Source organism: Xanthomonas sacchari (genome assembly GCF_040529065.1).
GTDB classification, from domain to species: domain Bacteria; phylum Pseudomonadota; class Gammaproteobacteria; order Xanthomonadales; family Xanthomonadaceae; genus Xanthomonas_A; species Xanthomonas_A sacchari.
On sequence record NZ_CP132343.1, the window covers coordinates 2,508,458 to 2,535,154 of the forward strand.

Below are 26,697 nucleotides of genomic sequence, written 5' to 3' on the forward strand. Positions count from 1 at the left end.
TCATGGCTGGCTCCCCGGGGCGAATTCATCCACTTCCAACGGCGGCAACGGCGGCATCGGCCCGCTGCGCCAGGCGCGCAGCTGGTAGACGTACGAGAGGACCTGCGCCACCGCGGAATACAGTCTCACGGGAATTTCCTTGCCGAGTTGGCCTTCCCTATACAAGGCGCGTGCCAAAGGCGGCGCCGAGATCACCGCCACGCGGTGCTGCTCGCCGACCTCGCGGATGCGGAAGGCGATCTCGTCCACGCCCTTGGCGACCACGGTGGGGGCGCGCATGCGCCCGCTCTCGTACTTCAGCGCCACCGCGTAGTGGGTGGGGTTGACCACCACCACGTCGGCCTTGGGCACGGCTTCCATCATCCGCCGCTGCGACATCTGCATCTGCATCTGGCGGATGCGGCCCTTGACCTCGGGGCTGCCGTCGCTTTCCTTCATTTCCCGGCGCACTTCCTCCCGGGTCATCTTCAATTTGCGGATGTAATTCCATTTCTGATAGGGCGCATCGATCGCGGCCAGCAGCGCCAGCGCGCCGGCGGTGTACAGCAGCAGCCGCAGGGTGAAGCCCAGGCCGTGGCCGATGGCCTGTTCCAGCGGCTGCAGCAGCAGGCTGCGCAGGAAGTCGGTGCTGCCCCACAGGCACAGCATCGCGGCGCCGCCGACGAAGCCCATGCGCAGGATCGACTTGAGCAGCTCGACGATGGTCTCGGCGCCGTACATGCGGCTGAGCCCGTTCATCGGGTTGAGCCGGTCGAACTTGGGGATCAGCGCCTGGCCGGAGAAGCGCAGGGTGCCCATCAGCACCGGCGCGGCGAAGCTGGCTGCCAGGCAGATGCCTACCAGCGGCAGCACCACCCAGAGCAGGTTCAGCAGCAGGTCGCCGAAATGGCCGAACATCGCCTCCGGATGGTCGCGCATCGACAGGTCCGGGCGCAGCGCCTGTTTCAGCCAGGCCACCGCCCCGGCGGTCATGGAGGTGGACAGGCCCATCAGGGCGAAGACGCCGGCGCTGAACACCGCGGCCGTCGCCAACTCGCGCGAATGCGGGATGTTGCCCTGTTCGCGGGCTTCGCGCAGGCGTTTGTCTGTTGGCTGTTCTGTGCGCTCTGCGCCTTCTTCGCTCTCGGACATCGGGGGTGCGCTCGGCCAGGATCGACCCTGCGCACTGCAAGGACCGTGCCGGTTCCGGAAGCGAGGCCGGGCGCCGCCGCGGCCCGTCGTTCGGCGTCAGCTAGGCCGGCTGCAGCTCCACCCGGTCGCGGCCCAGGCGCTTGGCCTGGTAGAGGGCGGCGTCGGCGCGCGCCAGCAACTGCTGCAGCGGTTCGCCGGGCCGGTACCAAGCCACGCCGATCGAGGCGGTGATCGCCAACTGCCGCTCGCCGATGCGCAGCGGCTGCCCGGCGATGATGGCGCGCAGGGCCTGCAGCCGGTCGCCGCAACTCGTCGGCAACCCCGGCAGCACCGCCAGCAGTTCCTCGCCGCCGTAGCGGCCCACCAAGTCGGCGTCGCGCAGATTGGCGCCCAGGCGCCGCGCCACCTCGATCAGCACCGCGTCGCCGACCAGATGGCCATGCTCGTCGTTGATCCGCTTGAAGTGGTCCAGGTCGATCATCGCCACGGCCAGCGGCGTCTGTTCGGCGTCGCTGCGGCGCATCTGCGCGGCCAGCGCCTCTAGGATGCCGGCGCGGTTGAGCAGGCCGGTGAGGGCGTCGTGCGAGGCCTTCACCGCCAGCGCGGCGCGGGCGATCTCCAGTTCGCGCTTGTCGTGCTCCAGTTCCTCGGTGCGCCGCGCCACCAGGTCGGCCAGTTCGCGCTGGCGTTGGTGCAGGCGGCGTTCGCGCCACAGCAGCAGTGCCACCACCAGGCCGCCGCCCAACAGCAGGTACAGCACCAGCATCGGCTGGCTGCGCCACCACACCGGCGCCACCGAGAAGGCCACCCGCAGCGGCGCCGAGGCACTGCGACGGTACGCGTCCAGCAACTGCACCTCCAGCACGTAGTCGCCCGGTGCCAGCGGCGGCTGCTCGAATTCGAAGTTGGGCGTGTGCAGCCAGCGGGTATGCGCGCCCTCGAAGCGATAACGGAAGCTGATGCGGTTGCGTTCGTCGTACAGGTCCGGCGAGCCGACCGCGATATGCAGGGGATCCTCGCTCCAGCGCAGGCGCGTGCCCGCGCCGACGGGCACGCCGCCGCGGCTGAATTCCTTGAGCACCAGCCGCGGCGCCCGCGCCGGGAACAGCCGCGTCGGATCCAGCAGATGGGTGACGCCACGGCTGCTGCCCAGCCACACCGACCCGTCGTGATCCTCCAGGAAGGCCGACTCGGACATGTCGTTCCAGAGCAGGCCCTGCGCCTGGGTCAGCCGCGACCAGGCGCGGCCGTTATAGACGTCCACGCCCTGGTTGTGGCTGATCCAGATCCAGCCGTTGCGGGTGTGGCGCAGGCTGTAGATCTGCAGGCCGCTCAACTGCACGTCGGCCGGGTGCAGGTGCAGCGTGTCGCCGTCCAGCCGGCCTTGCCAGGCGCCCGGTCCGTACAGGCTGGCCCAGGCCTGGCCGTCGTCCAGGACCAGCAGCTTGCTGAGCACCGGCTGCGCCGGCGCACTGTCGGCAACCAGCCGAATCGGGGTCCAGGTGTCGCCGCGCAGGCGGAACAGCCCGGCGACGCCGGTCATCAGCAGGCTGCCGTCGTGGCGTTGCTGGACATCCGAGTACTCGCCGCCGGGCAGCGTCGACAGTCGGCGCGGGACCGCGTCTGCAGTCGCCTGCGCCAGCAGGTAGACGCCGTCGTCGGTGAGGATCCAGACGCGGTCGGCAGCGTCCACGAACAGTTGCTTGGCGATCACCATTCGCTGGCGGCCGCCGCCGCCGCTGCGCAACTGCGGATATGCGCGCAGCAGCCGACCCTGCGCGTCGTAGTGGCGCAGCACGCCGATCGAACCGATGCTCCACAGCGTGCCGTCCGCGGCGCGGCGCAGGCCGATCATCTGCGTGCCGTGGTCGCTGGGCCAGCGCTGGAAGCGGCCGTCCTCGCGCAGCCGGTCGACACCGCCCTCGTTGCCGCTCAGCAGCTCGCCGCGCTGGGTACGCTGGATGCTCCAGGTCGGTGCCCGGCTGATGCCCTGCGACACATCCCAGTTCTCGATCCAGCCATAGCCGTTCCAGCGCAGCACGCCTTCGCCGTCCATGCTCAGCCACAGGTCGCCGGCCTGGTCGAAGCGCATGGCGACGAGGTTGCCCTCGGGCAGGCCGTTGCGACGGTCGAAGGTGCGCCAGTGCCCATCTTCCCAGCGCGCCAGGCCATGGTTGGTGCGCACCAGCACGCGGCCTTGCGGGTCCAGCAGGATCGGCGTGCGCCAGGTCACCAGGGTCGGCCCCTCCAGCCCGGGAGGTGTCTGCTCCTGGAAGCGCGTCGCGCCGGCCGGCAGCCGCATCACCTTGTTGCTGCCGACGACCCACAGGCTGCCGGCGCGGTCCCGCACCGCGTTGCGCCAGAAGTCGGGCGGCAGGCCGTGGGCCTGGTCGTAGCGGGTGGCGCGGCCGTCGGCATCGATCCGGCACAAGGCCTTGGCGCAGCCCAGCCACAGCGTGTCGTCGACGACGAACTGGTCGTGGATGTCGGCCAGCTCCGGTTGCCGCGCCAGCGTCGCCGCATCGAACAGGGGCCGCAGCTCCCATCCGCTGGCATCGGCCTTGCGCACCGCGCGCAGGAGGCGATGGTCGTCCAGCACCACCGTGCCCCAGGCCGGGGCGGCCAGTCGCGGGCGATTCAACTTTCGATGCGACGCCAGGCGGTCGTGTTCCAGTGGGATCCACCGCGCCGGCGCGCCGTCGTCCACGTAGATCGCATCGAAGGTAGCCACCCACAGCCGCCGCTCGGCATCCTCGGCGGCATCGGAGATGTAATGGCCACCGCGGCCCTGCAGCGTCACTTGCTGGAACTGGTCGCCGTCGAAGGTGTACAGCCCGCTTTCGCTGCAGACCAGCAGGCTGCCGTCGCGCCGCTGCAGCAGGCAGGTCCCGGCCAGGCCGAGCAGCCCCTGGTCCTGTGCGTAGTGCCGCAACGGGATCACCTAGGCCTGCGTGGACCCCGTCCAGGTCAGGGCGGACAGCAGCAGCCAGAGCGGCCACCACAGGGATCGCCCCATGACTGTGCGCATACGACGCTCAGCCGCCGCCGCGCCGCCGTGGGACACGGCGAGGGCAGGCACGAGCGGACGCTGGCGAGCGATAGGGCATGGCGTGCGGCGAGCGATGGACGAAGGGACGGACCGCGGCGATCGGCGGTATCCGGGACGGTCGGCGGTGCCGCCGCCCATCCTGGCGCGCCAACGATAGCCTTCTGCCGGTATCGGCCGCGTTGTGGTGCAGCTTGAGTCCCGGCTATGCGGTCAGCGCGCGCGCGGCGTCGAAGGCGGCATCGAACAGGCGCTGCACCGGCGGCCCCATCTCGCCGACCAGCACCGCCAGCAGCGCCAGGCCCAGCACCACCGCCACCGGCAGGCCGAGCTGGATCGGGTTCAGCGACGGCGCCGCCTTGGCCAGCGCGCCGAAGGCCAGGTTCACCGCCATCATCGCCACCATCACCGGCAGCGCCAGGGTCACCGCCCCGCGCATGATGCTCATGAAGAAGTTCGGCGCGACCGAGGCCATGGCCTGCGCATCGGGCAGGGCGGTGCCGATCGGCAGCGCCTTGTAGCTGTCCACCAGCAGCGACACCACCGCCAGATGCCCGTTGGCGGTGAAGAACATCATGCCGAAGGCCAGGTAGAACCACTGGCCGATCACCGGCGAATTGACCCCGCGCAGCGGATCGGCCATCTGCGCGAAGCCCAGGCCGGTGCTCTGCGAGACCAGTTCCCCGGCCATCGCCCCGGCCTCGAAGATCATCCGCAGCATGAAGCCCATGCTGGCCCCCACCGCCAGCTCCCGCGCCACGCTGAGCACCACCGCGGCATTGAACCCATCCCAATCCGGCACCGGCGGCAGGATCGGCGCCAGCGCGATGGCCAGCGTCCCGGCCAGGATCACCCGCACCCGCCCTGGCACCGCCTTGCTCCCGACCATCGGCATCACCGTCAACATCGCCCCGATCCGCAGCATCGTCCACAGCACCGCCCCGATCATCGCGAACGCCCGCGACCCATCGACGACCATTTGCGTGGCGGCATCCATCAACCCGAGACCCCGGCAGACATCACGAAGGAACCGTCAGCCAATCGCGCGAAGCGAGCGGCTTTCAGCGATAGACATGCAGGCGAGCCTGTGGACAATTACAGACAGCGCACGATCGGCTCCCAACACAACGCCCCAATGGCCGCAGCTATCGCTTTTGCCATTGTTGTTGCTGTTGTTGTTGCCGTTGTTTTTGCTGTTGTTTTGCTCTTGATCCACCGGGTCCCCTCCGCAGCGGCGGAGCTGGCGGGCAAAACCCCCCGCAGGGGGGCGGCGCACAGGGATGTGCGCCGTTTTCTGCCGGGGCAGGGCTCGCCGGGAAAAGGCGAAGCACTGCTTCGCCCCGGCGGGCGGGCTGGCGCCGCGAGGCGACTGCCCCGGACTTGGCTGCGAAGCAGACAAGCCCCGTCCCAAAATCCCGTCAGCGGAGCGAACCCGCGTAGCGGGCGCGAAGGCGGGGTGTGCTTTCTTTTGGTTACTTTTCTTTGCACAAGCAAAGAAAAGTAACTCGCCGCCAGGCGAAAGCCTTTGCTGTTGCTCTTCACACCCAGGAAAGGGGGCAGAAGAAGTATCTGCCACAGCGGAAGAAGAAGCGGTCGGGGAGGCAAAAACAGCCATCCCCGCTACCCAATCAAATGCGGAATACGCTGAAACAGCATCGTCGTGTACTCCACCAGATGCGCCAGCAACATGCTCCCCGTCGCGAACAACATCGCCGTCAACGCCACCACCTTCGCGATGAACGCAATGGTCGGCTCATTGAGCTGCGTCGCCGCCTGGAACACACCGATCACCACACCCACCGCCAACATCGCCAGCAACAACGGCCCCGCCACCCACAACACCGTGATCAACCCGCCACGCAACTCCGTCAACGCCAGCTCCGGACTCATGGCTCAGACCCCGTTGAAACTGGCGGCCAGCGTGCCGACCGTCAGCACCCAGCCGTCGACCAGCACGAACAGCAGGATCTTGAACGGCGCCGAGATCAGCATCGGCGACATCATCATCATGCCCATCGACATCAGCACGCTGGCCACCACCAGATCGATGATCACGAACGGAATGAAGATCAGGAAGCCGATCTCGAACGCCGTCTTCAGCTCGCTGGTGACGAACGAGGCCACCAGCACCTGGAACGGCACCGCGTCCGGGCCGCTGTAGGTGCCGTTGCCGGCCATGCCGGCGAAGGTCATCAGGTCGGTCTCGCGCACCTGCGCCAGCATGAACGCGCGCAGCGGCTGCGTGGTCAGCGTCCACGCGGTCTGGAAATCGATCTGGCCGTTGAGATACGGGCTCATGCCCTGGCCCCAGGCCTTTTCCCACACCGGCATCATCACCAGCGCGGTCAGGAACAACGCCAGGCCCATCAGCACCTGGTTGGAGGGCGTCTGCCCGGTGCCCAGCGCCTGACGCAGCAGGCCGAGCACGATGGTGATGCGGGTGAAGGCGGTCAGCACCAGCAGCAGCGACGGCAGCAGGGTGATGGCCGTCATCAGCAGCAGGGTCTGCAGCGGCAGGCTCACCGGCTGCGCGCCGATCTTGCCGACGTTGACCTCCGGCAGCGAGGGCAGGGTGGGCGCGGCGTTCTGCGGGGCCTGCGCGGTCGGCGTGGTGGCCGGCGCCGGCTTGGCCTGCGCCCAGGCGAACGCGGGCAGCAGGCTCAGCGTCAACAGGATCAGCAGCAGGCGCAGGCGGCGGGCGTTGCGGTTCCAGAAAAACGGCATGGTCATTTGTCCTTGCGCAGCTTCTGCGCCAGAAGCTGGGCGAAATCGGGAAGCTGCTTGAACTGCTTGATCGAGGGCAGGGTCGGCGCGGGCGCCTGCGGCAGCGGCTCGGGCAGGTGATGCAAGGTGCGTACCCCGCCGGGCGAGACGCCGAGCAGCAGCTGTTCGCCGTTGACCTCGACCACCACCACCCGCTCCTTGGCGCCGACCGCCAGGCTGGCGACCACGCGCAAGCCTTGTGCCGGGCGGAAGCCGCTGCCGGGCAGGCGCTTGAGCACCCAGGCCATGGCCAGGATCAGGCCCAGCACCAGCAGCAGCGCGAACACCGCACCGACCAGGCTGGGCGCCGACGGCGCCGCGCTACCGACGCCCGCGCCGTGCCTGGCGGTCTGCGCGGCGACGGCGAGCAGCAGGCTCACCGCAGTCTCCGGATGCGCTCGCTGGGGCTGACCACGTCGGTCAGGCGCACGCCGAAGCGGTCGTTGATGGTCACCACCTCGCCGTGTGCGATCAGGGTGCCGTTGACGTACACGTCCAGCGGTTCGCCGGCGCCGCGCTCCAGCTCCACCACCGAGCCCTGGTTGAGCTGCAGCAGGTTGCGGATCGGGATGCGGCTGCGGCCCACTTCCAGCGACAGGGTCACCGGCACGTCCAGGATCACGTCCAGGTTCAGGTCGTTGGACTCGGCCATGGCATCCGGCTGCAGGCTGTCGAACTGGGCCGGCGCCGGCTGGGTGGGATCGGTCTGGGTCATGGCAGGTCTTCCTGGAGAGCGGGGCGGCGGCGCAGCGCGCCGGGGGGATGGGTGGCGGTGATCTTCACCGCGTTCTGGCCGTGCGAGATGCCGAACTCACCGGTGAACACCGGGATGTTCTCCACGCACAGCGGCACCTGCTTGGGCAGGTCGATCGGCAGCACGTCGCCGATCTTCAGCCGGGTCAACTCGCGCAGGCTCATCTGCTTCTGCGCCAGCACGCTGGAAATGGTGACCTCCGAGCCGAACAGCTGCTCGCGCAGCATGATGTTCCAGCTCTCGTCGCGGTCCACGCGGTCGCTCTGGATGCCGGCGTCGAGCAGTTCGCGGATCGGCTCCAGCATCGAGTACGGCAGGGTCACGTGGATCTCGCCGCCGCCGCCTTCCAGCTCCACGTGGAAGCGGCTGACCACCACGTACTCGCGCGGGGTGACGATGTTGGCAAAGTGCGGGTTGACCTCGGAATTGAGGTACTCGAACTCCACCTCCATCACCGGCGCCCAGGCCTCGGCCAGGTCGGCGAAGGTCTGCTTGAGCATCAGCTGGATGACCCGCATCTCGGTCGGGGTGAACTCGCGGCCCTCGATGCGGGTGGGGTAACGGCCGTCGCCGCCGAAGAAGTTGTCGACCACGGTGAACACCAGGGTCGGCTCGAACACGATCAGGCCGGTGCCGCGCAGCGGCTTGAACTTGATCAGGTTCAGGTTGCTCGGCACGTACAGCGAGTGCATGTAGTCGTTGAACTTGATCAGGTCGATGCCGCGCACCGACAGGTCGGCCGAGCGCCGGATCAGGTTGAACAGGCCGATCCGCCACAGGCGGGCGAAGCGCTCGTTGACCATCTCCAGGGTCGGCATGCGCCCACGGATGATCCGGTCCTGGCTGGAGAAGTCGTAGCTACGCGCTTCGCCAGGCTCGGCCGGCGCCGGCTCGGTATCCACCACGCCGGCGTCGACGCCATGCAGCAGGGCATCGATCTCGTCTTGGGAGAGCAGGTCGGTCATCGCGGCGGCGCCTTACTGTGTGACGAAGCTGGTGAACAGCAGTTCTTCCACGCACTTCTTGCCGGTCTCGGCGGTCATCAGCTTCTGCGCGGTGGCCAGCGCCTCGGCCTGCAGCTTCTTGCGGCCGTCGATGTTGGCGATGTCGGTCGCCTGCACCTGCGAGAACAGCATCAGCAGGTTGGCGCGGATCGCCGGGGCGTTCTCGGTGATCAGCTTCAGCTCTTCCGGATCGCGGGTCATCAGCTGCACTTCGAGCTGCAGATAGTGCGGGCCGTCTTCCGCGCCGCCGTTGAGGTTGACCACGAACGCCGGTTCCATCGGGAAGTACTGCGCCGGCTTGGGAATCTCGGCGGTCTTCGCCTCGGCCTTGGCGTGGCCGCCCTCGGGCCTCTTCAGGAAGAAGAACGCACCGGCACCGCCGCCGCCCAGCACCAGCACCGCCGCAACGACGATGATCAGCAGCTTCTTCTTCGACTTGCCGCCTTCCGGGGCGTCCTTGGCGTCTTTCTTGGATTTGTCGGCGGCTGACACAGAGCGGGCTCCTGAAGGGGGTCTGCCCCTAAGGATGCAATCGCCGTGCCGAAACCGCGCGCCTGGCGCGCCGGGTGTTTGACGGTGGCGCCGCGCGCCCATGCAGGCGCGGGCGAGACCCTTGCGGGGCAACGGGTTCCGGCAGGGGAAGCGTTACGGCCCCGACGCACTCCCCCGAGATACGTCGGGGCGGTCGCCCCCTGCACCACACACATCGCCCCAGCCGGGGCGGCGGCTACGCCGCCAGGATCAGGCGTAGGCGTCGAGCAGGCCGCGCTGGCGCAGGACCACCGACGGAATCCCGACGCTGCCGGACAGGTCGTCGCCCAGCTCGCTGCCACCGAGGCTGCTGCCGCCCTGCGGCGTGCCCTGCGTATTGGCCTGCTGTTGCTGCGGCTGCTGCTGGCCGACATCGGCCTGGCCAAGCTGGAAGCCGTGCTGGCCGAGCATGTCGCGCAGGCGCGGCAGGCTGTTCTCCAGGGCCTGGCGCACGTCGGCCTGGGCGCTGCTGAAACTGGCGTTGACCTGGTCGCCGGTCATGTGCAGGCGCACCTCGACCGGGCCCAGCTCGGCCGGATTCAGCTTGATGTGGGCGTGGCCGATCTTCTGGTCGGCGAGCCAGCTGATGCGCGCGCCCAGTTCCTCGTCGAACTGGTTGCCGTGCAGGTTCGGGGTCGGCGTCGGCGAGCCGGTGAACGGCTGCGGATCGGTCAGCCGCGTGGTGGCGTGCAGCGGCGCCGTCGCCGCGGTCGGCACGATGGCGCTGGGGTCGGCGGCGGGCGCGGCGTCGCCGCTCTCGCCCGTCTTGCCGCCGGCCGCGGCGGCGATGGCGGCCAGTGCCGCCAGCGGGGCCGCGGTGTCGCCGCCACCGGCCTTGTCGGCCGACCCGGCCTGCGCCAGCAGCATCGCGCCGAAGCCGCCGGCAGCGGAGGCCGGGGCTGTGCCGGCCGTCGCGGCAGCGCTGCCGGCGGTGGCGGCATTGGGATCGGTGGCGCCGGCCGCGGTCTGCGCCGCGGCGTCGCCGCCGAGCAGCGCGCCCACGCCGTTGGCCACGGCGCCGGCGACGCCGACCGCCAGCCCGGCCGCCGCACCCAGCGGGGTCGCGGTGGCGGCCGGCAGGACCGCCGCGCCGATCGCCGGCAGCAGGCCCAGGCCGATGCCGGCCAGCCCGGCCGGCGGCCAGGCGCTGTCGTCCGGCTTGGCGTCGTCGCGCTTGTCCTCGGTCTTGGCCTTGTCCTTGGCCGTGGCCTTGGTCTCGGTGCTGCTCTTTTCATTGTCCTGGGCGACCTTGTCGCCGGCCTGCGCGCTGCGCGCCGGATCGCTGGCGGTGTCGTCCGCGGCGGCCGGGCGCTTGTCGGCCTGGTCCTTGTCGGCACCCTGCGCCGCCTTGGCCGTCTCGCGGGCGGCGGGCTTGGGCGCGGTGGTGCGCGCCGAGCCGCCGCCACCGAGCAGCTTGGCGAAGTCCTTGTCGCGACCGCCGCTGCGGTCTGCACCCTGGGTGTCGCTGCCGCCGCCGATCTGGCTGGCGCGGCCGCTGCCGCCCAGCGCGGAAAGCGCGTTGTTCATCGTCCGTCTCCGTCATCGTGTTCGTCGGCGGTGGCCGCCAGGCGCGCGCGGCGCGCTCCGAGGTCGTCCATCTCGCGCTGGCTGCGGCGGTCGTCGACCTTGCGTTCCTGCGCGCGGTAGCTGGCCGCGAGCTGTTCCAGCACCTGCTTGTCGCGGCTGGCCAGCAGCAGCCGGCTGCGTTCCATCTCCACCTTCTCGCGGTTGCGGTCCACGGTCTGGCATTGCTGCTGCACCGCGCTCTCCAGCCGGTCCAGGAAGGCGCGGCGGTTGGCCAGTTGCGCCAGGCTGGTCGCGGCCATCTGGCTGTTGGCGTACTCCTCGGCGTAGCGGCGCAGTTCCTCCAGCCGCGACTCGTGGGTGGCCAGGGCGCGCTGGCGCTCGGCGAGATCGCGGGCGACCTCGTCTTCGTGCTGCTGGGCGCGGCGGAGCAGGGGATCGAGACGTTGCGATTGCATCATGGCTTAGTTCTCGCGGTCGACCAGGCGCTTGAGGGCGGCCTGGCTGTGGGGCAGATCTGCGGCTTTGGCGACGTCCTGTCCGAGGAATTCCATGATCTCCGGCCAGCGCTCCAGCGCTTCGTCCACGGCCGGATCGTTGCCGCGCTGGTAGGCGCCGATGGTGATCAGGTCGCGGTTGGCCGAGTACGCGGCCACCAGCCGCTTCAGCGAGCGGATGCGCAGGCGCCACGGCTCGTCGGCGATGTCCTGGACCACGCGGCTGACCGAGGACTCGACGTCGATGGCCGGGTACAGGCCGCTGTCGGCCACGCGCCGCGACAGCAGGATGTGGCCGTCGAGGATGGCGCGCGCGGCGTCGGCGATCGGGTCCTGCGGATCGTCGCCTTCGGTGAGCACGGTGTAGAAGGCGGTGATCGAGCCGCGGCCCTTGGCGCCGTTGCCGGCGCGCTCGACCAGCGCCGGCAGCTTGGCGAACACCGACGGCGGGTAGCCGCGGGTGGTCGGCGGCTCGCCCACCGACAGGCCGATCTCGCGCTGGGCCTGGGCGAAGCGGGTCAGCGAGTCCATCAGCAGCAGCACGTTCAGGCCCTGGTCGCGGAACCATTCGGCGATCGCGGTGGCGCGGTAGGCGCCGTGCAGGCGCGCCAGCGGCGGGCGGTCGGCCGGGGCGGCGACCACCACGGCGCGGCGCAGGCCTTCCTCGCCCAGGGTGGTCTCGACGAAATCGCGCACTTCGCGGCCGCGTTCGCCGATCAGCCCGACCACGATCACGTCGGCGGCGGTGTAGCGGGTCATCATGCCCAGCAGGGTGGACTTGCCGACGCCGGAGCCGGCGAACAGGCCCACGCGCTGGCCGCGGCCGATCGGCAGCAGCGCGTTGATCGCGCGCACGCCCACGTCCAGCGGGGTGGTGATGGGTTCGCGCGCCAGCGGGTTGATCGACACGCCGGCCATGCCCACCGAACCTTCGGCGCGGATCGGGCCCTTGCCGTCCAGCGGCACGCCGTCCGAATCGATGACCCGGCCGAGCAGGCCTTCGCCCACTTCCACGCCGCCGCGGCGGTGCAGCGGCACCACCCGCGCGTTGGGCAGCAGGCCGTGGGTTTCGGCGCTGGGCATCAGCGAGGTGCGGTCGCCGGAGAAGCCGACCACTTCGGCATCGACCCAGCCGCCGTCGACCTCGACCTTGCAGGTGGCGCCCATCGGCGCCTCGCAGCCGACCGCTTCCAGGGTCAGGCCGACCGCACGGCGCAGGATGCCCTCGCGGATCAGGCCGCGGCCGGCGGCCGCGTCCAGGTCGAGCTTGCCCAGGCGGCCGGCCAGGCGCAGGTTGCGCGCATCCAGCCAGTCGCCGGGGTGGGTGCCGGACAGCGCGCTCACAGGCCCGCTCCGGACTTGCGCATCACCGTCTCCAGCGCCGCGCGCAGGCGCGCCTCGAGGGTGCCGTCGATGCGCACCGATTCGGCGTGCACGCGCAGGTCGCCGCGGCTCAGGCTCAGGTCCGGCACCAGCCGGATGCCCTGGTCCATCAGCGTCAGCAGCGGGGTCAGCGCGGCGATGTCGTCCGGGTGCAGGCGCACCTCGACGTCGCGGCGCGCGCCGCCGACCGCGTCCAGCGCCTCGGCGACCAGCTCCGACAGCAGCACCGGGTCGGCCTGGTAGGCGCGGCCGACCAGGCTGCCGGCGATGCGCACGGCCAGTTCGCCGAGCGCGCCGACCACTTCGTTCTCCAGCCGCGCCAGCGGCCGCGAGAAGTTGTCCAGGATGCCTTCGATCTGCGCGGTCAGGCGGCGGATCTCGGCCTGGCCCTGCGCCAGGCCCTCGGCGTGGCCGCGTTCGAAGCCTTCGTGCTGCGCCGCGGCCTCGATCGCCTGGATCTCCTCCAGGCTCGGCGGGCGCAGCACCGGCTCGTCCGGCAGCACATCCTCGTACGGCTGCGCCGCCAGCGGGGGCGGGGCATCGAGTTCCGGCGCCAGCCAGCGCACCACGTTGCCGTTCATACCATGGCCTCCGCACCGCTGCCGCCGAGGCTGATCGCGCCCTCATCGGCCAGGCGCCGCACGATCGCCAGGATCTCCTTCTGCGCGGCCTCCACGTCGGACAGGCGCACCGGGCCGCGCGCCTCCATGTCTTCCAGCAGGATCTCGGCGGCGCGCTGGGACATGTTCTTGGTGATCTTGTCGCGCACCTTGATGTCGGCGCCGCGCAGGGCCAGGCCGAGGCGGTCGCCGCTGACTTCGCGCAGCATGGTCTGCAGCCCGCGGTCGTCCAGCTCCACCAGGTTGTCGAACACGAACATCAGGTCCTGGATGCGGCTGCCCAGGTCGGCGTCGATCTTGCTGATCGCCGACAGCACGCCCTGGTCCGAGCCGCTGTCCAGGAAGTTGAGGATGTTCGCGGCCACCTTGACCCCGCCCACGTTGGACGACTTCAGGTTCTGGTTGCCGGAGAACTGCCGCTCCATGATCTCGTTGAGCTCGTTGAGCGCGTGCGGCGGGATGCCGTCGAGGGTGGCGATGCGCATCAGCACGTCGGCGCGGGTGCGCTCGGGCAGCAGCTTCAGCGCCTCGGCGGCCTGGTCGCTGTCCAGGTGCGCCATCACGATGGCGATGATCTGCGGATGCTCGTTGCGCACCAGGTCGGCGATGGAGCGCGGGTCCATCCACTTCAGGGTGTCCAGGCCGGTGGTGTTGCGGCCCAGCAGGATGCGGTCGATCAGGCTGCCGGCCTTGTCGGCGCCCAGCGCCTGCACCAGCACGTTGCGGATGTAGTCGTCGGCGCCCACGCCCAGCGAGGTCTTGCTGCCCAGCTCGGCGTTGAACTCCTCCATGACCTTCTCGACCTGGTCGCGCGAGATGCCGCTCAGCGTCGCCATGGCGATGCCGATCTTCTGCACCTCCTTGGGGTCCATGTGCTTGAGCACCTCGGCCGCGTCGGCCTCGCCGAGCGACAGCAGCAGCACGGCGGCGCGCTGGGTGCCATTCATTGCATTCGCATCAGGCTTCACTGGCGACCCATCCCTTCACGACCTGCGCCACGCGCTTGGAATCCTGTTTGACCGCTTCGCGGGCCTGACGCAACCGTTCTTCGTAGGCGTCGGGCAGGGCAATGGCGGGGTTGCCGCCAGCGCCGCCGCTGAGGCTGGCGGTGTCCTCGCCCAGCGACGGCAGCAGCGGGTTGTCGTCGTCGAGCATCGACAGCTTGGCGTCGCGCGGCTCGCCGCCCTCGCGGTCGTGGCCTACGGCCGCAGCCGGTGCGGGACCGGCGATCTGGCGCAGCGCCGGGCGCAGCACGCCGAACAGCAGCGCCAGCACCACCGCCGCACCCAGCACCAGGCGCGCGACGTTCATCACCCGCGGATCTTCCCACCAACCGGGCTTGTCGGCCGCTTCCGGGGCCTGGCGGACGAACGGGGCGTTCATCACCGAGACGGTGTCGCCGCGTTCGGCATTGAAGCCTACCGCTTGCTTGACCAGGCCTTCGATGCGGGTCAGCTCGGCGGCGCTGAGCGCCTGTTCGGTCATCTTGCCCTTGGCGCCCGGCCGCATCACGTGGTCCACCAGCACCGCCACCGACACGCGCTTGATCCGCCCGGCCGGCTGCCGGGTGTGCTGCAGGGTGCGGTCCAGCTCGTAGTTGCGGGTGGCGCTCTTGGAGCTTTCGGTCGGGGTCGCGGCGGCGGCCTGCTGAGTGCCGGCGGTGCCGGCGGCGGGCGGGGCGCCGGTAGCGCCCGGCTGGCCCGGCGCGCTGCCCGGCGAGTTGCTGGTCGCGCCGGGCGCGCCCTGCGGACCGCTGGTGCTGGTGCTGCTGTCGCTGACCTGCTCGCTGCGCAGCTTCGGCGGGTCGCCGTTGTACAGCTCGCGCGCTTCCTCGACCACCGAGAAGTCCATGTCCACGTTCACTTCCGGGTTGACCCGGCCCGGGCCGGTCATCGGCTCCAGCAGTTCGCGGATGCGCTGGTTGTAGGCGCTTTCCTGGCGCCGCACCTGGTCGAACTGGGCGGCGTTGAGCGCGGCGTCGCTGTTGGGGTCGGCGATGGTCAGCATGCGCCCGCTCTGGTCGACCACAGTGACGCGGTCCGGCGCCAGGTCCGGGATGCTGGAGGCGACCATGTTGACGATCGCATCGACCTGGTTGCGTTCCAGGGTGGTGCCGCCGCGCAGTTCCAGCACCACCGAGGCGCTGGCGGCCTCGCGCTGGCGGGTGAACGCGCTCGGCTTGGGAATGGCCAGGTGCACCCGCGCCTCGCGCACCGGGCGCAGGCTGGCGATGGTGCGTGCCAGTTCGGTTTCCAGGGCGTGCTGGTAGCGCGCGTTCTCCACGAACTGGCTGACCCCGAAGCCGGGATCCTTCTCCATCACCTCGAAGCCCATGTTGCCGTTGTCGGTCAGGCCGGAGCCGGCCAGCTTCAGCCGCGCGTCGTACAGCTTGTCCTCCGGCACGGTGATCGCGCCGGTGGCCTGGTCGAGCTTGAACGGGATCTGCGCGGTGCGCAGCAGGTCGGTGGCTTCGGCCGTGCCTTTCTCGTCCAGGCCGGTGTACAGCGGGGTGTAGGCCGGCTTCTGCGACCAGAAGAACACGAACAGGCCGGCCGCCACCGCCACCGCGATCATCGCCATCAGGCCGATGCGGCGGGTGAGCTGCAGGCTCTGCAGGCGGTCGAACCACGCGCCGGCCTTTTCGCTGCTGAACGTCTCTTTGCTGATCGCAAGCGCCATCGTCTTCTACCCTTACAGCGGCATGTTCATCACGTCCTGGTACGCCTGGACGAGTCGGTTGCGGACTTCCACGGTAGCGCGAAACGCCACCTGGGACTGTTGTGCGGCCAGCATCACCTTGGCCAGATCGGCGCTGGGGTCGCCCAGTTCGAAGGCCTTGGCGAGGTCGCCGGACTTCTGCTGGGCCTCGTTCACGCCGCCGATGGCATTGCGCAGGGTCTCGGTGAAGCTCGGGCCCTGCACACCCTGGCTGCCGCCCAGGCCTTCGATCGCATTGCTGCGGCCGACATCGCCCACCCGCGTCTGCGCCGCCTGGCCGACCTGGCCCTGGTAGCTGCGGATCTGCGAAAGGATGGAGCTGATGGAGTCGCTCATACGGTGAAGTCCCTGCCGGGAAACGGCTTGCCCGTATGCAATGCAAGCGGTGTGCCGAAACGGCCGGCACACGCCGCCCGGCACCCAGGCGGGCGCGGGCGGGGGCATCGGATGGCCGGTGACGGGTTCCCGGCGCCGGCCGCGACGACGACGCGGGGCAGGCGCGAGCGACGTGTCGGCGGGTTGACGCTGTGCGCGTCGTCACGGTCGCGCGCTGGCGCCAGCGCGGCGACCTCGGCTTGGGCGGGAAGGGCGGCCTCAGTCCGGCAGCCAGGCTGCCCGCCACTCCTGCAGGTTGGCGCCCTGCAACATCCAGTCGCGCTGCACCGCCGCGCGCAGGGTGGTGCCGGCCGCCGTCCGTGCGTCGGCATCGGCCAGGTGCGCGCGGATCGCATTGACCCAGTCGCGGAAGCGATTCTTGACCAGGGTCACCGGCAACCCGCCGTCGCGGTAGGGCGCCAGATCGCTGGCCACCACCGGATAGCCGCAAGCGCCGTACTCGAGCAGGCGCAGATTGCTCTTGCAGCGGTTGAACAGGTTGTCTTCCAGCGGCGCCAGCGCCAGGTCCAGGCCCAGCGCGGCCAGCGCCTGCGGATAGCGGGCGAAGTCCACGCCGTCGTGCACCTCGTGCACGTGTCGGCGCAGCCGCTCCGGGCACAGCCCCATGAACACCCAGTGCACCTCGCCGGCCAGCGCCTGCACCACGTCGGCGATCAGTTCCAGATCGCCGGTGTGGCTGAGCCCGCCGGCCCAACCGACCCGCGGCTTGGCCGCGGCGGACGCTGCCGGCGCAGGCAACGCGCCCCACAGCTGCGGCTCCAGCCGGTTGCGTACCACGCGGATGTCGCCGTGCAGGCCGGCCAGCGCCTCGGCCAGGTCCGGCGTGGAGACGGTGACTCGGTCCACCAGCGTGGCGGCACGCCGCAGCGAACGCAGTACGTCCTTGGGCATCTGCTCGCGATGCGCGCTCTTCAACGGCAGATTGGGCAGGTAGTCGTCCAGTTCGTAGACCATGAAGGCATTGCCGAACCGGCGCATGCGCTCCATTCGCGCCAGTTCCGCGTCGCCGACGCGGCGCTGCAGCACCACCGCGTCGGCACCGATGCGCTGCAGCTCCACCGGATCGAGCAGGCGCGCGTAGTACAGGCCGTCGATCTGCCCCGCCTCGGCCAGCGCCTGGAACGGCTGGATCACCCGGTACTGGCCGCTGCCGAAGGTATCGCCCGGATGGGCGAGCACCCGCGGCAGCGGCTTCCACGTCAGCGGCTGCCAGGAGAATTCGGACTCGGTCAGCTGGAAACCGCCGGGCTGATCCAGGCCCAGGCTGGGCGAATACCCCGGATCCTGCGCCAGCACCGGCAGCCAGCGCTGCAGCAGGGCGTCGTCGGCGGCCTCGCTGCGCGTGGCCGGGGCCGGCTGCAGCAGCAGCGCCTGCGGCGTCCACACGGTCCAGGCGCCGGCCGCGGCAGCGCGCAGGCACAGATCCACGTCGGCGCCGCCGGCGGCGAAGCCGGCCGCATCGAAGCCGGACAAATGCTCGAACAACGCCCGCCGCACCAGCAGGCAGTGCGCCGACACCGCGCTGTAGCGGTGCGCCACCTGCAAGCGGCCCATGTAGCCGGGCTGGGCCATCGCCTCACCGGTGAAGGCATGGCCGGCGCCGGCCAGCAGGCCCGGCAGCAGGCCGGCATGGGTGATGCGGCCGTCGGCGGACACGCCCTTGGCGCCGACGATGCCGACTTCGGGCCGCTGCGCGTGGTTCATCAGCGCGTGCAGCCAGCCGTCCTGCACCGCGGCGCTGTCGGCGTCGAGGAACAAGAGGTAATCGCCTTGCGCCTGGGTCGCGGCGAGGTTGTGCGCCTCGGCCTGGGAGACCCGCTGTTCCAGCGCGAACACGCGGATGCGGCCGTTGCCCAGTTCGGCGACCGCCTGCATCCACGCGGTGACCTCCGGCGCCTGGCTGGCGTTGTCCACCAGCAGCAGTTCGTAGGCCGGGTAGGCGGTCTGTTCGAGCAGGCTGACCACCGCGCGCTGCAGCGCCGGCAGGTTGTCCTGCGCCAACAGCACGATCGAGACCGGAGGCTGCGCGGCATGGCCGTAGTCGATGCGGAACAGGCCGCCCGGCAGCGGTTCGACCGTGGCCTGCGGATAGCCGCGGGCCTGCAGGTGCGCGGCGATCGCGCGCTGGCGCGCCTGGGCGCCGGCCTCGGCGCTGGCCGGCGCGGCGACCAGCAGCGGCTCGGACAGGTGGGCGATGCCGTCGCCGCCGTCGCGCAGGAACAAACGCAGGATCAGGTCCAGCTCGCTGGCGCCGTCGTAAGCCGGATCGAAGCCGCCCAGCGCCTGCACCGCGGCGCGGCGGAAGACCCATCGCCCGGCGGTGACCAGCGGGTTGCCCAGCAGCAGGTCCAGGTCCGGGTCCGGGCGTAGCAGCGGCGCAAGGGTGTCCGCGTCCACGGCCAGCCATTCGTCCGCATACAGTGCGTTGCACTGCGGTTGCTGCGCCAGTTCCAGCAGCAGCCGCAGCAGGCCGCCGGCGTAGAAACGGCTGCCTGCGACCACGCGCAGGCACCAGTCGCTGGCCGGCGAGGCGTCCAGCGCGGCGGACAGCGCCGCGGCATCGGCCTCGGCCGGCAGCGGGGGCAGGACCCGGACCCGCGGGTCCGGCCACGCGGCGAGGGGGGCGTCGCCCAGCACCAGCGCCTGCACCTGCGCGAACGGCGAGCCCTCAAGCAGCAGGCTGTCCAGCGTGGCGTCCAGCGCGGCACGGTCGGCGCCGCGTGCGTCGACCAGCACGGCCAGCCGCGGCGCGCCGCCGAGGGCGTCCAGACGCGCGTCGAGGAGGGCGCGTTGCGCCGGCGTCACCGTCCGCCGCGCCTGCCAGTCGCGCAGCGCGGCCTGCACGCAGACCCGCGCGTAGGCGTCCTGAATCGCCTGCAGCAGGTCCACCGGCGTGCCGGGGCCGCCGCCCAGCGGCGTCACCGTGACCTGGCGGACGTCGCCATCGCCGCGGTACCAGCCCATGGCGCGCACGCCCTGGCGGAAGTTGGCGTGGCCTTGGTCGCCGATGCCGGGCTGGTCGCGGCCGGCCTGGCTGTATTGCTCTTCCGACACCCGGAACCGGGTCAAGGGCTTTGCCAGCAGCGCCAGATGACCGCGGTGCAGCAGCTTGGCGTACAGCGCCAGGTCGCCGACCCAGTTGATGACCTTGCCGGCCAGCGTCATCAGCTCGTCGCCGATCTCCAGCAGGTCGCTGCGCCGGCACAGCACGCAGCTGGGCTCGCCGACGAAATTGATGGTGTGGTCGGCCAGGAACGACAGCAGTTCCGGCCCGTCCAGCAGCACGTCGCCGGCGAACGGGAAGGCGGTGGCGTGGATGTCCTCCAGCGGCGCGCCGTGGCTGTCGATGCGCTGCCGCCGCGAGGACGCCAGCAGCACGTCCGGCGCCGACTGCATCGCCGCGACCAGCGCGGCCACGCAATCCGGCGCCAGCACGTCGTCGTCGTGCAGGAACTTCACGTACTCGCCCTGGGCCAGGGCGATGGCGCGCGCGGTGCTGCCGAGTTCGCCGTAGCGCTCCGGATTGCGGTGGTAGCGGATCGGGAACGGGGCAGTGGCGGCGCGGCGATCCACCACCTCGGCGATCGCCTCAGTGGGGTTGTCGTCACAGATGACCAGTTCTAGCGCCGGATAGGTCTGGGCCAGCACGCTGTCGAGCGCCTGCTCGAAGTAGCGCAGCTTGTAGGCCGGCATGACCACGCTGACCAGGGGCGGGTGGGGCATGAACGATGGACCGTTGCGGGAATGGGAGCGGAGCGCACGCTGCGCCCGATCCATCGCAGATGCAACATGCATGCCGGTCCGTGCCGGATCGCCTGGACGCAGGCATCGCCTTCAAAGGCCGCAACCGCGCCGGAAGGCGAAGAAGACGATGGCCAGCAGGCGCCGCCGCGCCTCACTCCACGTAGAGCACGCTGTCGAAGTAGTACATGGCGTAGTGCCGCAGCCGTAGCGTTGCCCCCGGCACGATGCGGTCGAGTTCGGCGACGATGTCCAGCAGGTCGAGCGCATGGTGGTAGCAGGTGATGGCCATGCGGGGCCGGCAGCGCCCGATCAGGGCCGCGCCGCCACGCAGTACCCTGGCCTCGTCGCCTTCCACATCCATCTTCAGGACGTTGACCTGTTCGATCAGATCGTCCAGGCGCACGCCGTCCACGCGCGCGGCGCCGCTGCCGTCGAGCCGGCTTCCCATGGTGCCCCGCGCGTCGAACGCTACCGGCCCGGCGACATCGCTGACGGCGGCGTTGTACAGGGTCGTGCGGCCGCCGTCGTCTGCAAGCCCTTGCTGCAGGGCGGCGAAGTTCTCCGGATCGGGCTCGAAGGCATGGATGGCGGCGTAGCGGTGGCGCGATGCCGCGCGGAACTTCTTGACCGTGTCGCCGCGATAGGCGCCGATGTCCACATAGTGCTCGTCTGCGCCGATCCGCAGCGGATGCTCCAGCGCCGAATACACCGAATAGTATTCCTGCTCCATCGGACAGAGGACGTCCAGCAGCGGCCGCCGGTCGCCGTCCATGCGCATCTGCAGGATCGCGTCCAGCGTACGCACGCTCAGTGCATCGGCGAAGCGGCCGCGCATGGCGTCGAACTGCGCGGCGTGCGCAAGCGTCTGTTCCCGCGTCACCCGTCCGCTCTGATACACCAGCGGAATGTCCAGGGCGTACATCAACTGCGGCAGATCGACGCGGCGACCGCCGCCCAGGCGCTGCAGTTGGTCGAAGTGCAGCCATGCGGTCGGCATGTAGGCGCAGTTGATCGTGGGCAACCCGGCCAGGTCCGGGTCGCGCAGGAGGGTCGCCGTCGGACGCACGTCGTCGAAGCCGGCATCGGTGATGCGGCGTTCGTGAAACACATCATCCAGGGCGACGATGCGGATGCCAGGGACGCGCTCGGCCAACAGCGCGGCGGCGCGGGCCGCATACAGACCGCCGAGACTGGAACTGGGGGCCAGGAAGATCGCGCCGCCGGCGCGCTTGCAGGTATCGATCAGGTCGGCTTCGCGCTTATGCGCGGCCAGGTGGTCAGTCATGGGGCCACTCGAAAGGGCACGCCATAGGAGGAGGCGTGCGAACGCTGGAAAGACGGATACGAGGGGCATGTCGCGTGATAGCGCGATCAGGCCGCGCGGCGATCGCCGCTCGCGAGCGATCCTAGCGAAGCCTGTTGCGCCGGAAGCGTGCATGCATCCCAGCCCGGCGAGATGTCGCACGTGGCGCCGTTTTTGGCAAAGTGAAGCGGAGACGTCGGCACAGCGACGCCACTCCCGTCACTGGCGGAACGTATAGTTAAACGGTACCGCGACTCGCGCGTTGGCGCGCGCCTGCATCAACGCAGAATGCGGGCGCCGCCAGGCATCAGCGCGTCGTAGAAGCAGCGGTCCGCCAACAGGTCCGGCACGGTGCCGGGCAGCAGCCATTCGCAGTGCCGGCCGATCTTCGCGTCGCTGCGGGTCATGCTGCCGCCGCCCAGGGTGCTGCCCTGGCCGATCTGGGTGCCGCGACCGAGGTGGACGCCGGCATGCAGGGTGACGCAGGCGCCGACACGTACGTCCTGTTCGACGATCACCTGCCGTTCCAGCCAGCTGCCGGCGCCGATGCTGCTGCCGGCCGCGAGGTTGCAGCCGGGTCCGACGTGTACGTTGCCGAGCAGGCGGACGCCGTCATCGACATGCGACTGCGGCCACACCAGATCGACGCTGCCGTAGCCGGCCAGGCGCACGTCGGCCAGCAGCTTGTGCCGCGACTGATTGACCGCGCGTTCGTCCATGGCAACGAACACGTTGGTCGTACTAGGCGCATGGCTAGCATGCAAGGGGCCCAGGTCGAAGTTATAGCGGTCCGGTGATTCCAATTCGATGACGACATGGTCCAGGCCGCAGGCCTGCGCTGTGCGCTGCGCCTGCTCCAGCGCATGGCCCTGGCCGATCAGCACCAGGGTCTTCATGCCGCTTGCTCCAGCACGTTGGCGCGGTACCAAAGGTGCTGGCGCACCAGCTCTGTCTCATAGTCGCCGTGCATGAAGGAGCGAGGATGCGAACCCAGGCCGGCCTGCAGGCGTTCCAGCACGGCGGTGTCCTCGGCGATGACCTGATGTTCGATGCGCATCAGCGTGCTGAGCAGGGCGGTGAAATCGGTCCGCTCGCTTTTACGCCGGGCGGTGGCGACCCACAGGTGGTAGTCGGTCTCATCGGGCGCGACCGGGTCATACTGCTGCAGCACAAAGGAATCGCCACGCACGCTGTAGAAGTTCACATTCGGATACAGGAACCAGTTGTAGAACGCCGAGTCCTCGCCATAGCGCTCGCACAGAGGCCGGTACCAGTGATCCTGCACCGCGATCTCGGCCTTGGCCGGGAAGCTCAGTGCGTGCAGCGGGACCGGCTCGCCGCCCCGCAGCAGTTGTTGCACCACAGAGGGTACGTCTGCCGGCCGTTCCACATGCGCCGAGGGCTTGGATGCGGCCGTCATCAGGGGGTTGAAGGTCTTGGGATGGATGAACGGAATATGGTTGTAATCCTTCACGTTCTCCATGTTGAGCTTCCAGTTGTAGCGCACGCGGTGGCAGCTGTAGATCAGCTGCGAATCCACGTGCGATGCCGCCTCGCGTAGGGTCTCCAGGAACGCCGGTGCGAACTGCTCCTCTAGCGGAAGCGGCTGCTCGGCCATGTTCACGAACAGCAGTTCGCCGACCTGCTGTAGATGCAGCTTGGTCAGGCAGATGCCGGCCTTCTCTTCGGCGGTGAACTGGTACAGCCCGGAATTGGGCAGCCCGCGCAACTCGCCCTCGGCCCCGAACGACCAGGCATGGTACGGGCACACCAACGGGCGCTTGCCGTGCGACTCGATCTGGATCGCCGACTGCCGGTGCGGACACTGGTTGAGGAACGCGCGGATGCCGGCCTCGGTGCGTTGCACCAGCACCGGTACCCCGGCCACCTGGCGCGCGAAGAACTGGTTGCGCTCGCGCACCATGGAGGCGAAGCCGACAAAGATCCACAGCTTGCCGAACAGCCTTTGCTGTTCCAGGCGCAGGCTGTGCGGGCTGACGTAGTGTTCGGCGTCGAGGGCGTGGCGGGTCATGCGGAAGGGCGTCCTGCGCATAGGGTCAACGGCTGAAGATGGTACGCGCCGGATTTCCGGCGACGGTCACATTGGGCGGCACGTCCTTGACCACCACGCTGCCGGCGCCGATCACGGCCCCCGCGCCGATGGCGATGCCGGGCAGCACGGTCGAGTGTGGGTGGATCACTACGTCGTCGCCAATGCGGGCGCCGCCGCCTATGAACACGAAGTTGCCGATCTGCACGTAGTCGCCAATCACCACGTCGTGGCCGACGATGGTGGTGGCGAGGATGGTGACGAACTCGCCGATGCGGCTGTCGGCGCCGATCGACACGCCGACCTCGAACAGGCTGCCGCGCCCGATCGGGGTGTCCGAGGCTTCGCGCAGGCGCGGGCGCAACACCATGAAGTCGGCACCGCGCGCCAGCAGCGGCTGGCTGTAGCGCCGGCGCGCGGCCGGATCGCCGAGCGCGCAGACGAACAGGTCGCCGGGCACCGGCTGATAGGTGTCCGGATCGCCGAGCAGCGGCCAGCGCAGACCGGGGGCCAGCTCGCTGCGGCTGTCGAGGAAACCCTTGATGTCCCAGGCCTGACCATGGCCCGGGTCGTCGTTGTACGCCATCGCCGCGATGCCGCGGCCGAAGCCGCCGGCGCCGACGATCAGCACGTGCTTCGGTGGCGCAGCGCTCATGCGAACTCCACGCCACCGTCCATGCTGAAGGCCTGGCCGGTGACCTTGCTGCTGGCGTCGGAGAGGAAATACAGGCAGGCCAGGGCCACGTCCTCGGGATCGCCGATGCCCAGCGGATAGCGCTTGCGGCTCTCCTCGAACCAGGCCTTGTCCTCGTTGATCAGCGTGGTCTCGACCAGGCCCGGGCACAGTGCGTTGGCGCGGATCTGGCGCCGCGCCAGTTCCAGCGCCAGCGGCCGCAGCATGCCGATCAGCGCCGCCTTGGAGCCGGCGTAGGGGCCGACGCCGACGGTGCCGGTCAGCGCGGCGATCGAGGCGAGGAAGACGATGGAGCCGCCGGGGCGCAGCGCCTGGCGTGCGAGCAGGTGGCGGGTCAACATCGTCGGCGCGACGTAATTGATGGTCATCACCTCGGTGAGGAAGCGCTCGCTGACCAGTTTCATCGGCGACAGGCCGCGGATGCCGGCGCTGTGCACCACGCCGTCCAGCGGCCCGCTCTCGGCGGCCAGGCGTTGCACGGCGGCAGCGTCGCACAGGTCGCCGGCGAACAGGCGGTGACCGTCGCCAGGCAGGCCGTCGAGCAGGGCCTGCAGCCGGGGCAGGTCGCGGCCGGCGACGAGCAGTTGCGCTCCGGCGCTGGCGCAGGCCTTGGCCACCGCCTCGCCGATGCCCTTGGAGGCGCCGGTCACCAGGATGCGCTTGCCGTGCACGCCGTACAGCGTCTGCAGCAGCGTGGCGGGCGTTTCCGCAACGGACATGGAGGCCTCCGGGCTCATAGGCGGATCGGCAGGGACAGCCCACCGTCGATGGTCAGGGTGCTGCGGGTGATCCAGCGGCTGGCGTCGGACAGCAGGTAGGCGGCGCCGTTGGCGACATCGGCCGGGTCGATGCGGCCGAGCGGGGTCAGCGCGATCTTGTCGCCCATGTCCGCGGTGCTGCCCAACCTGTTCAGCATCGGCGTGTCGACATAGCCAGGGGCGATGCAGTTGGCGCGGATGCGGTGCCGGGCCTGTTCCAGCGCGAAGGATCGCACCGCGGCCTCCAGCGCTGCCTTGGAGCCGGCGTAGCCGGCGCTGGCCTGCGGCGCGGCGCGCGCGGTCAGCGCCGAGACGTAGACCAGCGAGGCGCCTTCCTGCAGCCGGCGTTTGGCCAGCAACTGTTGGGTCAGGACGACGGGCGCAAGATAGTTCACCGACAGCATCTGCTGCAGGTGCTTCTCGGCGGCCATCCTGAACGGCACCAGCGCGGCGATGCCGGCGCACGAGGCCAGGCCGTGGTAGCGCTCGGCCGCCTCCAGCAGGGCCGAGCGGGTCGCGTCCTCGGTGAGGTCGCCGACGACGCTGCGGTGGCCCTCGCCAGGGAGCGACGCGGCGACCGCCTGCAGACGTTCGGCATCGCGCCCGTTGAGCACCAGCGTCGCGCCCAGGCGCGCGCACAGCGAGGCGACGGCGGCACCGATGCCCGAGGAGGCACCGGTCACCAGGATGGTCTTGCCCTGCAGCCCGAAGGCATCGGTTGTTGCAGCAGGCGCCATCGTCAGGACTCGATCAGGTCGGGGAACACCGCGCCGTCGATGTCGACCAGGCAGGTGCCCCAGGACAGGCCGATACCGAAGCCGCACAGCAGCACGCGCTTGCGGCCGGCTTCCAGCTCCTTGTTGATCCGCGCGGTCATGGTCACCGGCAGCGAGGCGCCGCTGGTGTTGCCGAAATCGTGCAGGGTGGAGGGCACCTTTTCCGACGGCAGGCCGAGCTTCTTGCGGATGGTCTCGTTGATCATCCTGTTGGCCTGGTGGAACACGAAGTAATCGACCTCGTCCTTGGACATGCCGCTGTAGTCGAGCAGCTTCTGCACTGCCGGCGGCACCCGCTGGGTGGAGAAGCTCAGCACCGCCACGCCGTCCAGTTGCAGGTCCACGCCGCGATGCCAGTGGTCATTCTCGTCGGCGCGGTACGGGATCAGGTGCTGCACCCCGACCGGTTCGCGGTGGCCGCCGACCGGCAGGATGATCGCGCGGTAGCCGCTGCCGTCGCTGTTGAGGTCGAAATGCATCGGCGGCGCATCGGCGCTGAACTCCAGTGCGGTGGCGGTGCCGGAGTCGGAGAAGATCGGGTCCTCTAGGTTGGCGCTGCGGTCGCCCACCAGCAGCAGGCCTTTCTTGACCCCGCCGGCGGCGATCATCGAGCCGAGCAGGTTGATGCCGAACGGGTAGGCCGAGCAGCCCAGGTTGACGTCGAACGCGACGGTGGCGTGCGACAGGCCAAGGCGGTCCTGCAGGATGATCGCCGTGGCCGGGATCGGATAATCCGGCGACTGGGTAACCACGATCAGCGCATCGACCTCCTCGCGCTGCCACTGCAGGCGCTCCAGCAGCACCTGCGCCGCGTCGAAGGCCAAGTCGGAGAAGCACTGCCAGTCCGCAGCCATGCGCCGGGTATGGATGCCGATGTTGCGTACCAGCCGCTCGCGCTCGGAGCGGATCTGCGGCCGGCAATCGGTGAGATTGGAGACGACGCGCTTGGGCACGCAGGTCGCCATGCCGGCAAAGCGGACGTTGCGCAGCGTGGAGGTCGGCATG

General features: G+C 70.0%; 25 protein-coding genes. All 25 read right to left on the bottom strand.

Going from position 1 to position 26,697, the window contains the following annotated elements:
* The 25 genes from flhB to RAB71_RS10720 all read right to left on the bottom strand — a co-directional run bounded on the left by flhB (position 1) and on the right by RAB71_RS10720 (position 26,696).
* Complete coding sequence (flhB, locus tag RAB71_RS10600; protein WP_010343872.1) at positions 1 to 1,131, bottom strand: flagellar biosynthesis protein FlhB; 1,131 nt, start codon at positions 1,129 to 1,131, stop codon at positions 1 to 3.
* A 100-nt stretch (positions 1,132 to 1,231) separates the two neighbouring features.
* A complete protein-coding gene (locus RAB71_RS10605) occupies positions 1,232 to 4,072 on the bottom strand; it encodes a ligand-binding sensor domain-containing diguanylate cyclase (RefSeq protein ID WP_244170795.1) in 2,841 nt (946 codons plus the stop codon).
* Positions 4,073 to 4,382: 310 nt separating this feature from the next.
* Positions 4,383 to 5,174, bottom strand: a complete 792-nt coding sequence (gene fliR / locus RAB71_RS10610; protein ID WP_010343870.1) for a flagellar biosynthetic protein FliR — start codon at positions 5,172 to 5,174, stop codon at positions 4,383 to 4,385.
* A gap of 36 nt (positions 5,175 to 5,210) precedes the next feature.
* Positions 5,211 to 5,393, bottom strand: a complete 183-nt coding sequence (locus RAB71_RS10615) for a hypothetical protein (protein WP_138985767.1) — start codon at positions 5,391 to 5,393, stop codon at positions 5,211 to 5,213.
* Between the two features lie 404 nt (positions 5,394 to 5,797).
* Positions 5,798 to 6,067 carry a flagellar biosynthetic protein FliQ gene (locus RAB71_RS10620; protein ID WP_010343869.1) on the bottom strand — a complete coding sequence of 90 codons (270 nt, stop codon included), beginning with the start codon at positions 6,065 to 6,067 and terminating at the stop codon, positions 5,798 to 5,800.
* 3 nt (positions 6,068 to 6,070) lie between these two features.
* Positions 6,071 to 6,901, bottom strand: a complete 831-nt coding sequence (gene fliP / locus RAB71_RS10625; RefSeq protein WP_029562219.1) for a flagellar type III secretion system pore protein FliP — start codon at positions 6,899 to 6,901, stop codon at positions 6,071 to 6,073.
* Between the two features lie 2 nt (positions 6,902 to 6,903).
* Positions 6,904 to 7,320: a flagellar biosynthetic protein FliO gene (fliO, locus tag RAB71_RS10630; RefSeq protein ID WP_010343867.1), complete on the bottom strand. Its 417-nt coding sequence runs from the start codon at positions 7,318 to 7,320 to the stop codon at positions 6,904 to 6,906.
* Positions 7,317 to 7,592 carry a flagellar motor switch protein FliN gene (gene fliN, locus RAB71_RS10635; protein WP_223875781.1) on the bottom strand — a complete coding sequence of 92 codons (276 nt, stop codon included), beginning with the start codon at positions 7,590 to 7,592 and terminating at the stop codon, positions 7,317 to 7,319. Before fliN ends, fliO begins: the two co-directional genes overlap by 4 nt.
* A gap of 59 nt (positions 7,593 to 7,651) precedes the next feature.
* Positions 7,652 to 8,659 (bottom strand): flagellar motor switch protein FliM, encoded by a 1,008-nt coding sequence (gene fliM, locus RAB71_RS10640; RefSeq protein WP_010343864.1) that lies wholly within the window; start codon positions 8,657 to 8,659, stop codon positions 7,652 to 7,654.
* Between the two features lie 12 nt (positions 8,660 to 8,671).
* A complete protein-coding gene (locus RAB71_RS10645) occupies positions 8,672 to 9,190 on the bottom strand; it encodes a flagellar basal body-associated protein FliL (protein WP_010343863.1) in 519 nt (172 codons plus the stop codon).
* 249 nt (positions 9,191 to 9,439) lie between these two features.
* Complete coding sequence (locus RAB71_RS10650) at positions 9,440 to 10,756, bottom strand: flagellar hook-length control protein FliK (RefSeq protein WP_104609519.1); 1,317 nt, start codon at positions 10,754 to 10,756, stop codon at positions 9,440 to 9,442.
* Positions 10,753 to 11,214, bottom strand: a complete 462-nt coding sequence (gene fliJ / locus RAB71_RS10655; RefSeq protein WP_010341649.1) for a flagellar export protein FliJ — start codon at positions 11,212 to 11,214, stop codon at positions 10,753 to 10,755. Before fliJ ends, RAB71_RS10650 begins: the two co-directional genes overlap by 4 nt.
* Before the next feature lie 3 nt (positions 11,215 to 11,217).
* On the bottom strand, positions 11,218 to 12,594 hold the full coding sequence (locus tag RAB71_RS10660) for a FliI/YscN family ATPase (protein ID WP_010341650.1): 1,377 nt from the start codon (positions 12,592 to 12,594) through the stop codon (positions 11,218 to 11,220).
* Entirely contained in the window at positions 12,591 to 13,214 is a 624-nt protein-coding gene (locus RAB71_RS10665; RefSeq protein WP_010341651.1) for a FliH/SctL family protein, read from the bottom strand. Before RAB71_RS10665 ends, RAB71_RS10660 begins: the two co-directional genes overlap by 4 nt.
* Positions 13,211 to 14,200 (bottom strand): flagellar motor switch protein FliG, encoded by a 990-nt coding sequence (gene fliG / locus RAB71_RS10670; protein ID WP_010341652.1) that lies wholly within the window; start codon positions 14,198 to 14,200, stop codon positions 13,211 to 13,213. The genes RAB71_RS10665 and fliG overlap by 4 nt, the downstream gene beginning before the upstream one ends.
* A gap of 10 nt (positions 14,201 to 14,210) precedes the next feature.
* Positions 14,211 to 15,932 (bottom strand): flagellar basal-body MS-ring/collar protein FliF, encoded by a 1,722-nt coding sequence (gene fliF / locus RAB71_RS10675; protein WP_104609518.1) that lies wholly within the window; start codon positions 15,930 to 15,932, stop codon positions 14,211 to 14,213.
* 12 nt (positions 15,933 to 15,944) lie between these two features.
* Positions 15,945 to 16,307, bottom strand: a complete 363-nt coding sequence (gene fliE / locus RAB71_RS10680) for a flagellar hook-basal body complex protein FliE (RefSeq protein ID WP_010341655.1) — start codon at positions 16,305 to 16,307, stop codon at positions 15,945 to 15,947.
* A 258-nt stretch (positions 16,308 to 16,565) separates the two neighbouring features.
* A complete protein-coding gene (locus RAB71_RS10685) occupies positions 16,566 to 20,060 on the bottom strand; it encodes a glycosyltransferase (RefSeq protein ID WP_244170797.1) in 3,495 nt (1,164 codons plus the stop codon).
* A 202-nt stretch (positions 20,061 to 20,262) separates the two neighbouring features.
* Positions 20,263 to 21,549, bottom strand: a complete 1,287-nt coding sequence (locus RAB71_RS10690) for an FkbM family methyltransferase (protein ID WP_234006567.1) — start codon at positions 21,547 to 21,549, stop codon at positions 20,263 to 20,265.
* Positions 21,550 to 21,692: 143 nt separating this feature from the next.
* Entirely contained in the window at positions 21,693 to 22,310 is a 618-nt protein-coding gene (locus RAB71_RS10695; protein WP_010341660.1) for an acetyltransferase, read from the bottom strand.
* Entirely contained in the window at positions 22,307 to 23,446 is a 1,140-nt protein-coding gene (locus RAB71_RS10700; RefSeq protein ID WP_010341661.1) for an aromatic ring-hydroxylating dioxygenase subunit alpha, read from the bottom strand. Before RAB71_RS10700 ends, RAB71_RS10695 begins: the two co-directional genes overlap by 4 nt.
* 25 nt (positions 23,447 to 23,471) lie before the next feature.
* Positions 23,472 to 24,119, bottom strand: coding sequence for an acetyltransferase (locus RAB71_RS10705; protein WP_010341662.1), 648 nt, complete (start codon positions 24,117 to 24,119; stop codon positions 23,472 to 23,474).
* Positions 24,116 to 24,877, bottom strand: a complete 762-nt coding sequence (locus RAB71_RS10710) for an SDR family NAD(P)-dependent oxidoreductase (protein WP_040901300.1) — start codon at positions 24,875 to 24,877, stop codon at positions 24,116 to 24,118. Before RAB71_RS10710 ends, RAB71_RS10705 begins: the two co-directional genes overlap by 4 nt.
* Before the next feature lie 14 nt (positions 24,878 to 24,891).
* Positions 24,892 to 25,653, bottom strand: a complete 762-nt coding sequence (locus RAB71_RS10715; protein WP_010341664.1) for an SDR family NAD(P)-dependent oxidoreductase — start codon at positions 25,651 to 25,653, stop codon at positions 24,892 to 24,894.
* A gap of 2 nt (positions 25,654 to 25,655) precedes the next feature.
* Entirely contained in the window at positions 25,656 to 26,696 is a 1,041-nt protein-coding gene (locus RAB71_RS10720; RefSeq protein ID WP_010341665.1) for a ketoacyl-ACP synthase III, read from the bottom strand.
* Between the last annotated feature and the right edge of the window lies 1 nt (position 26,697).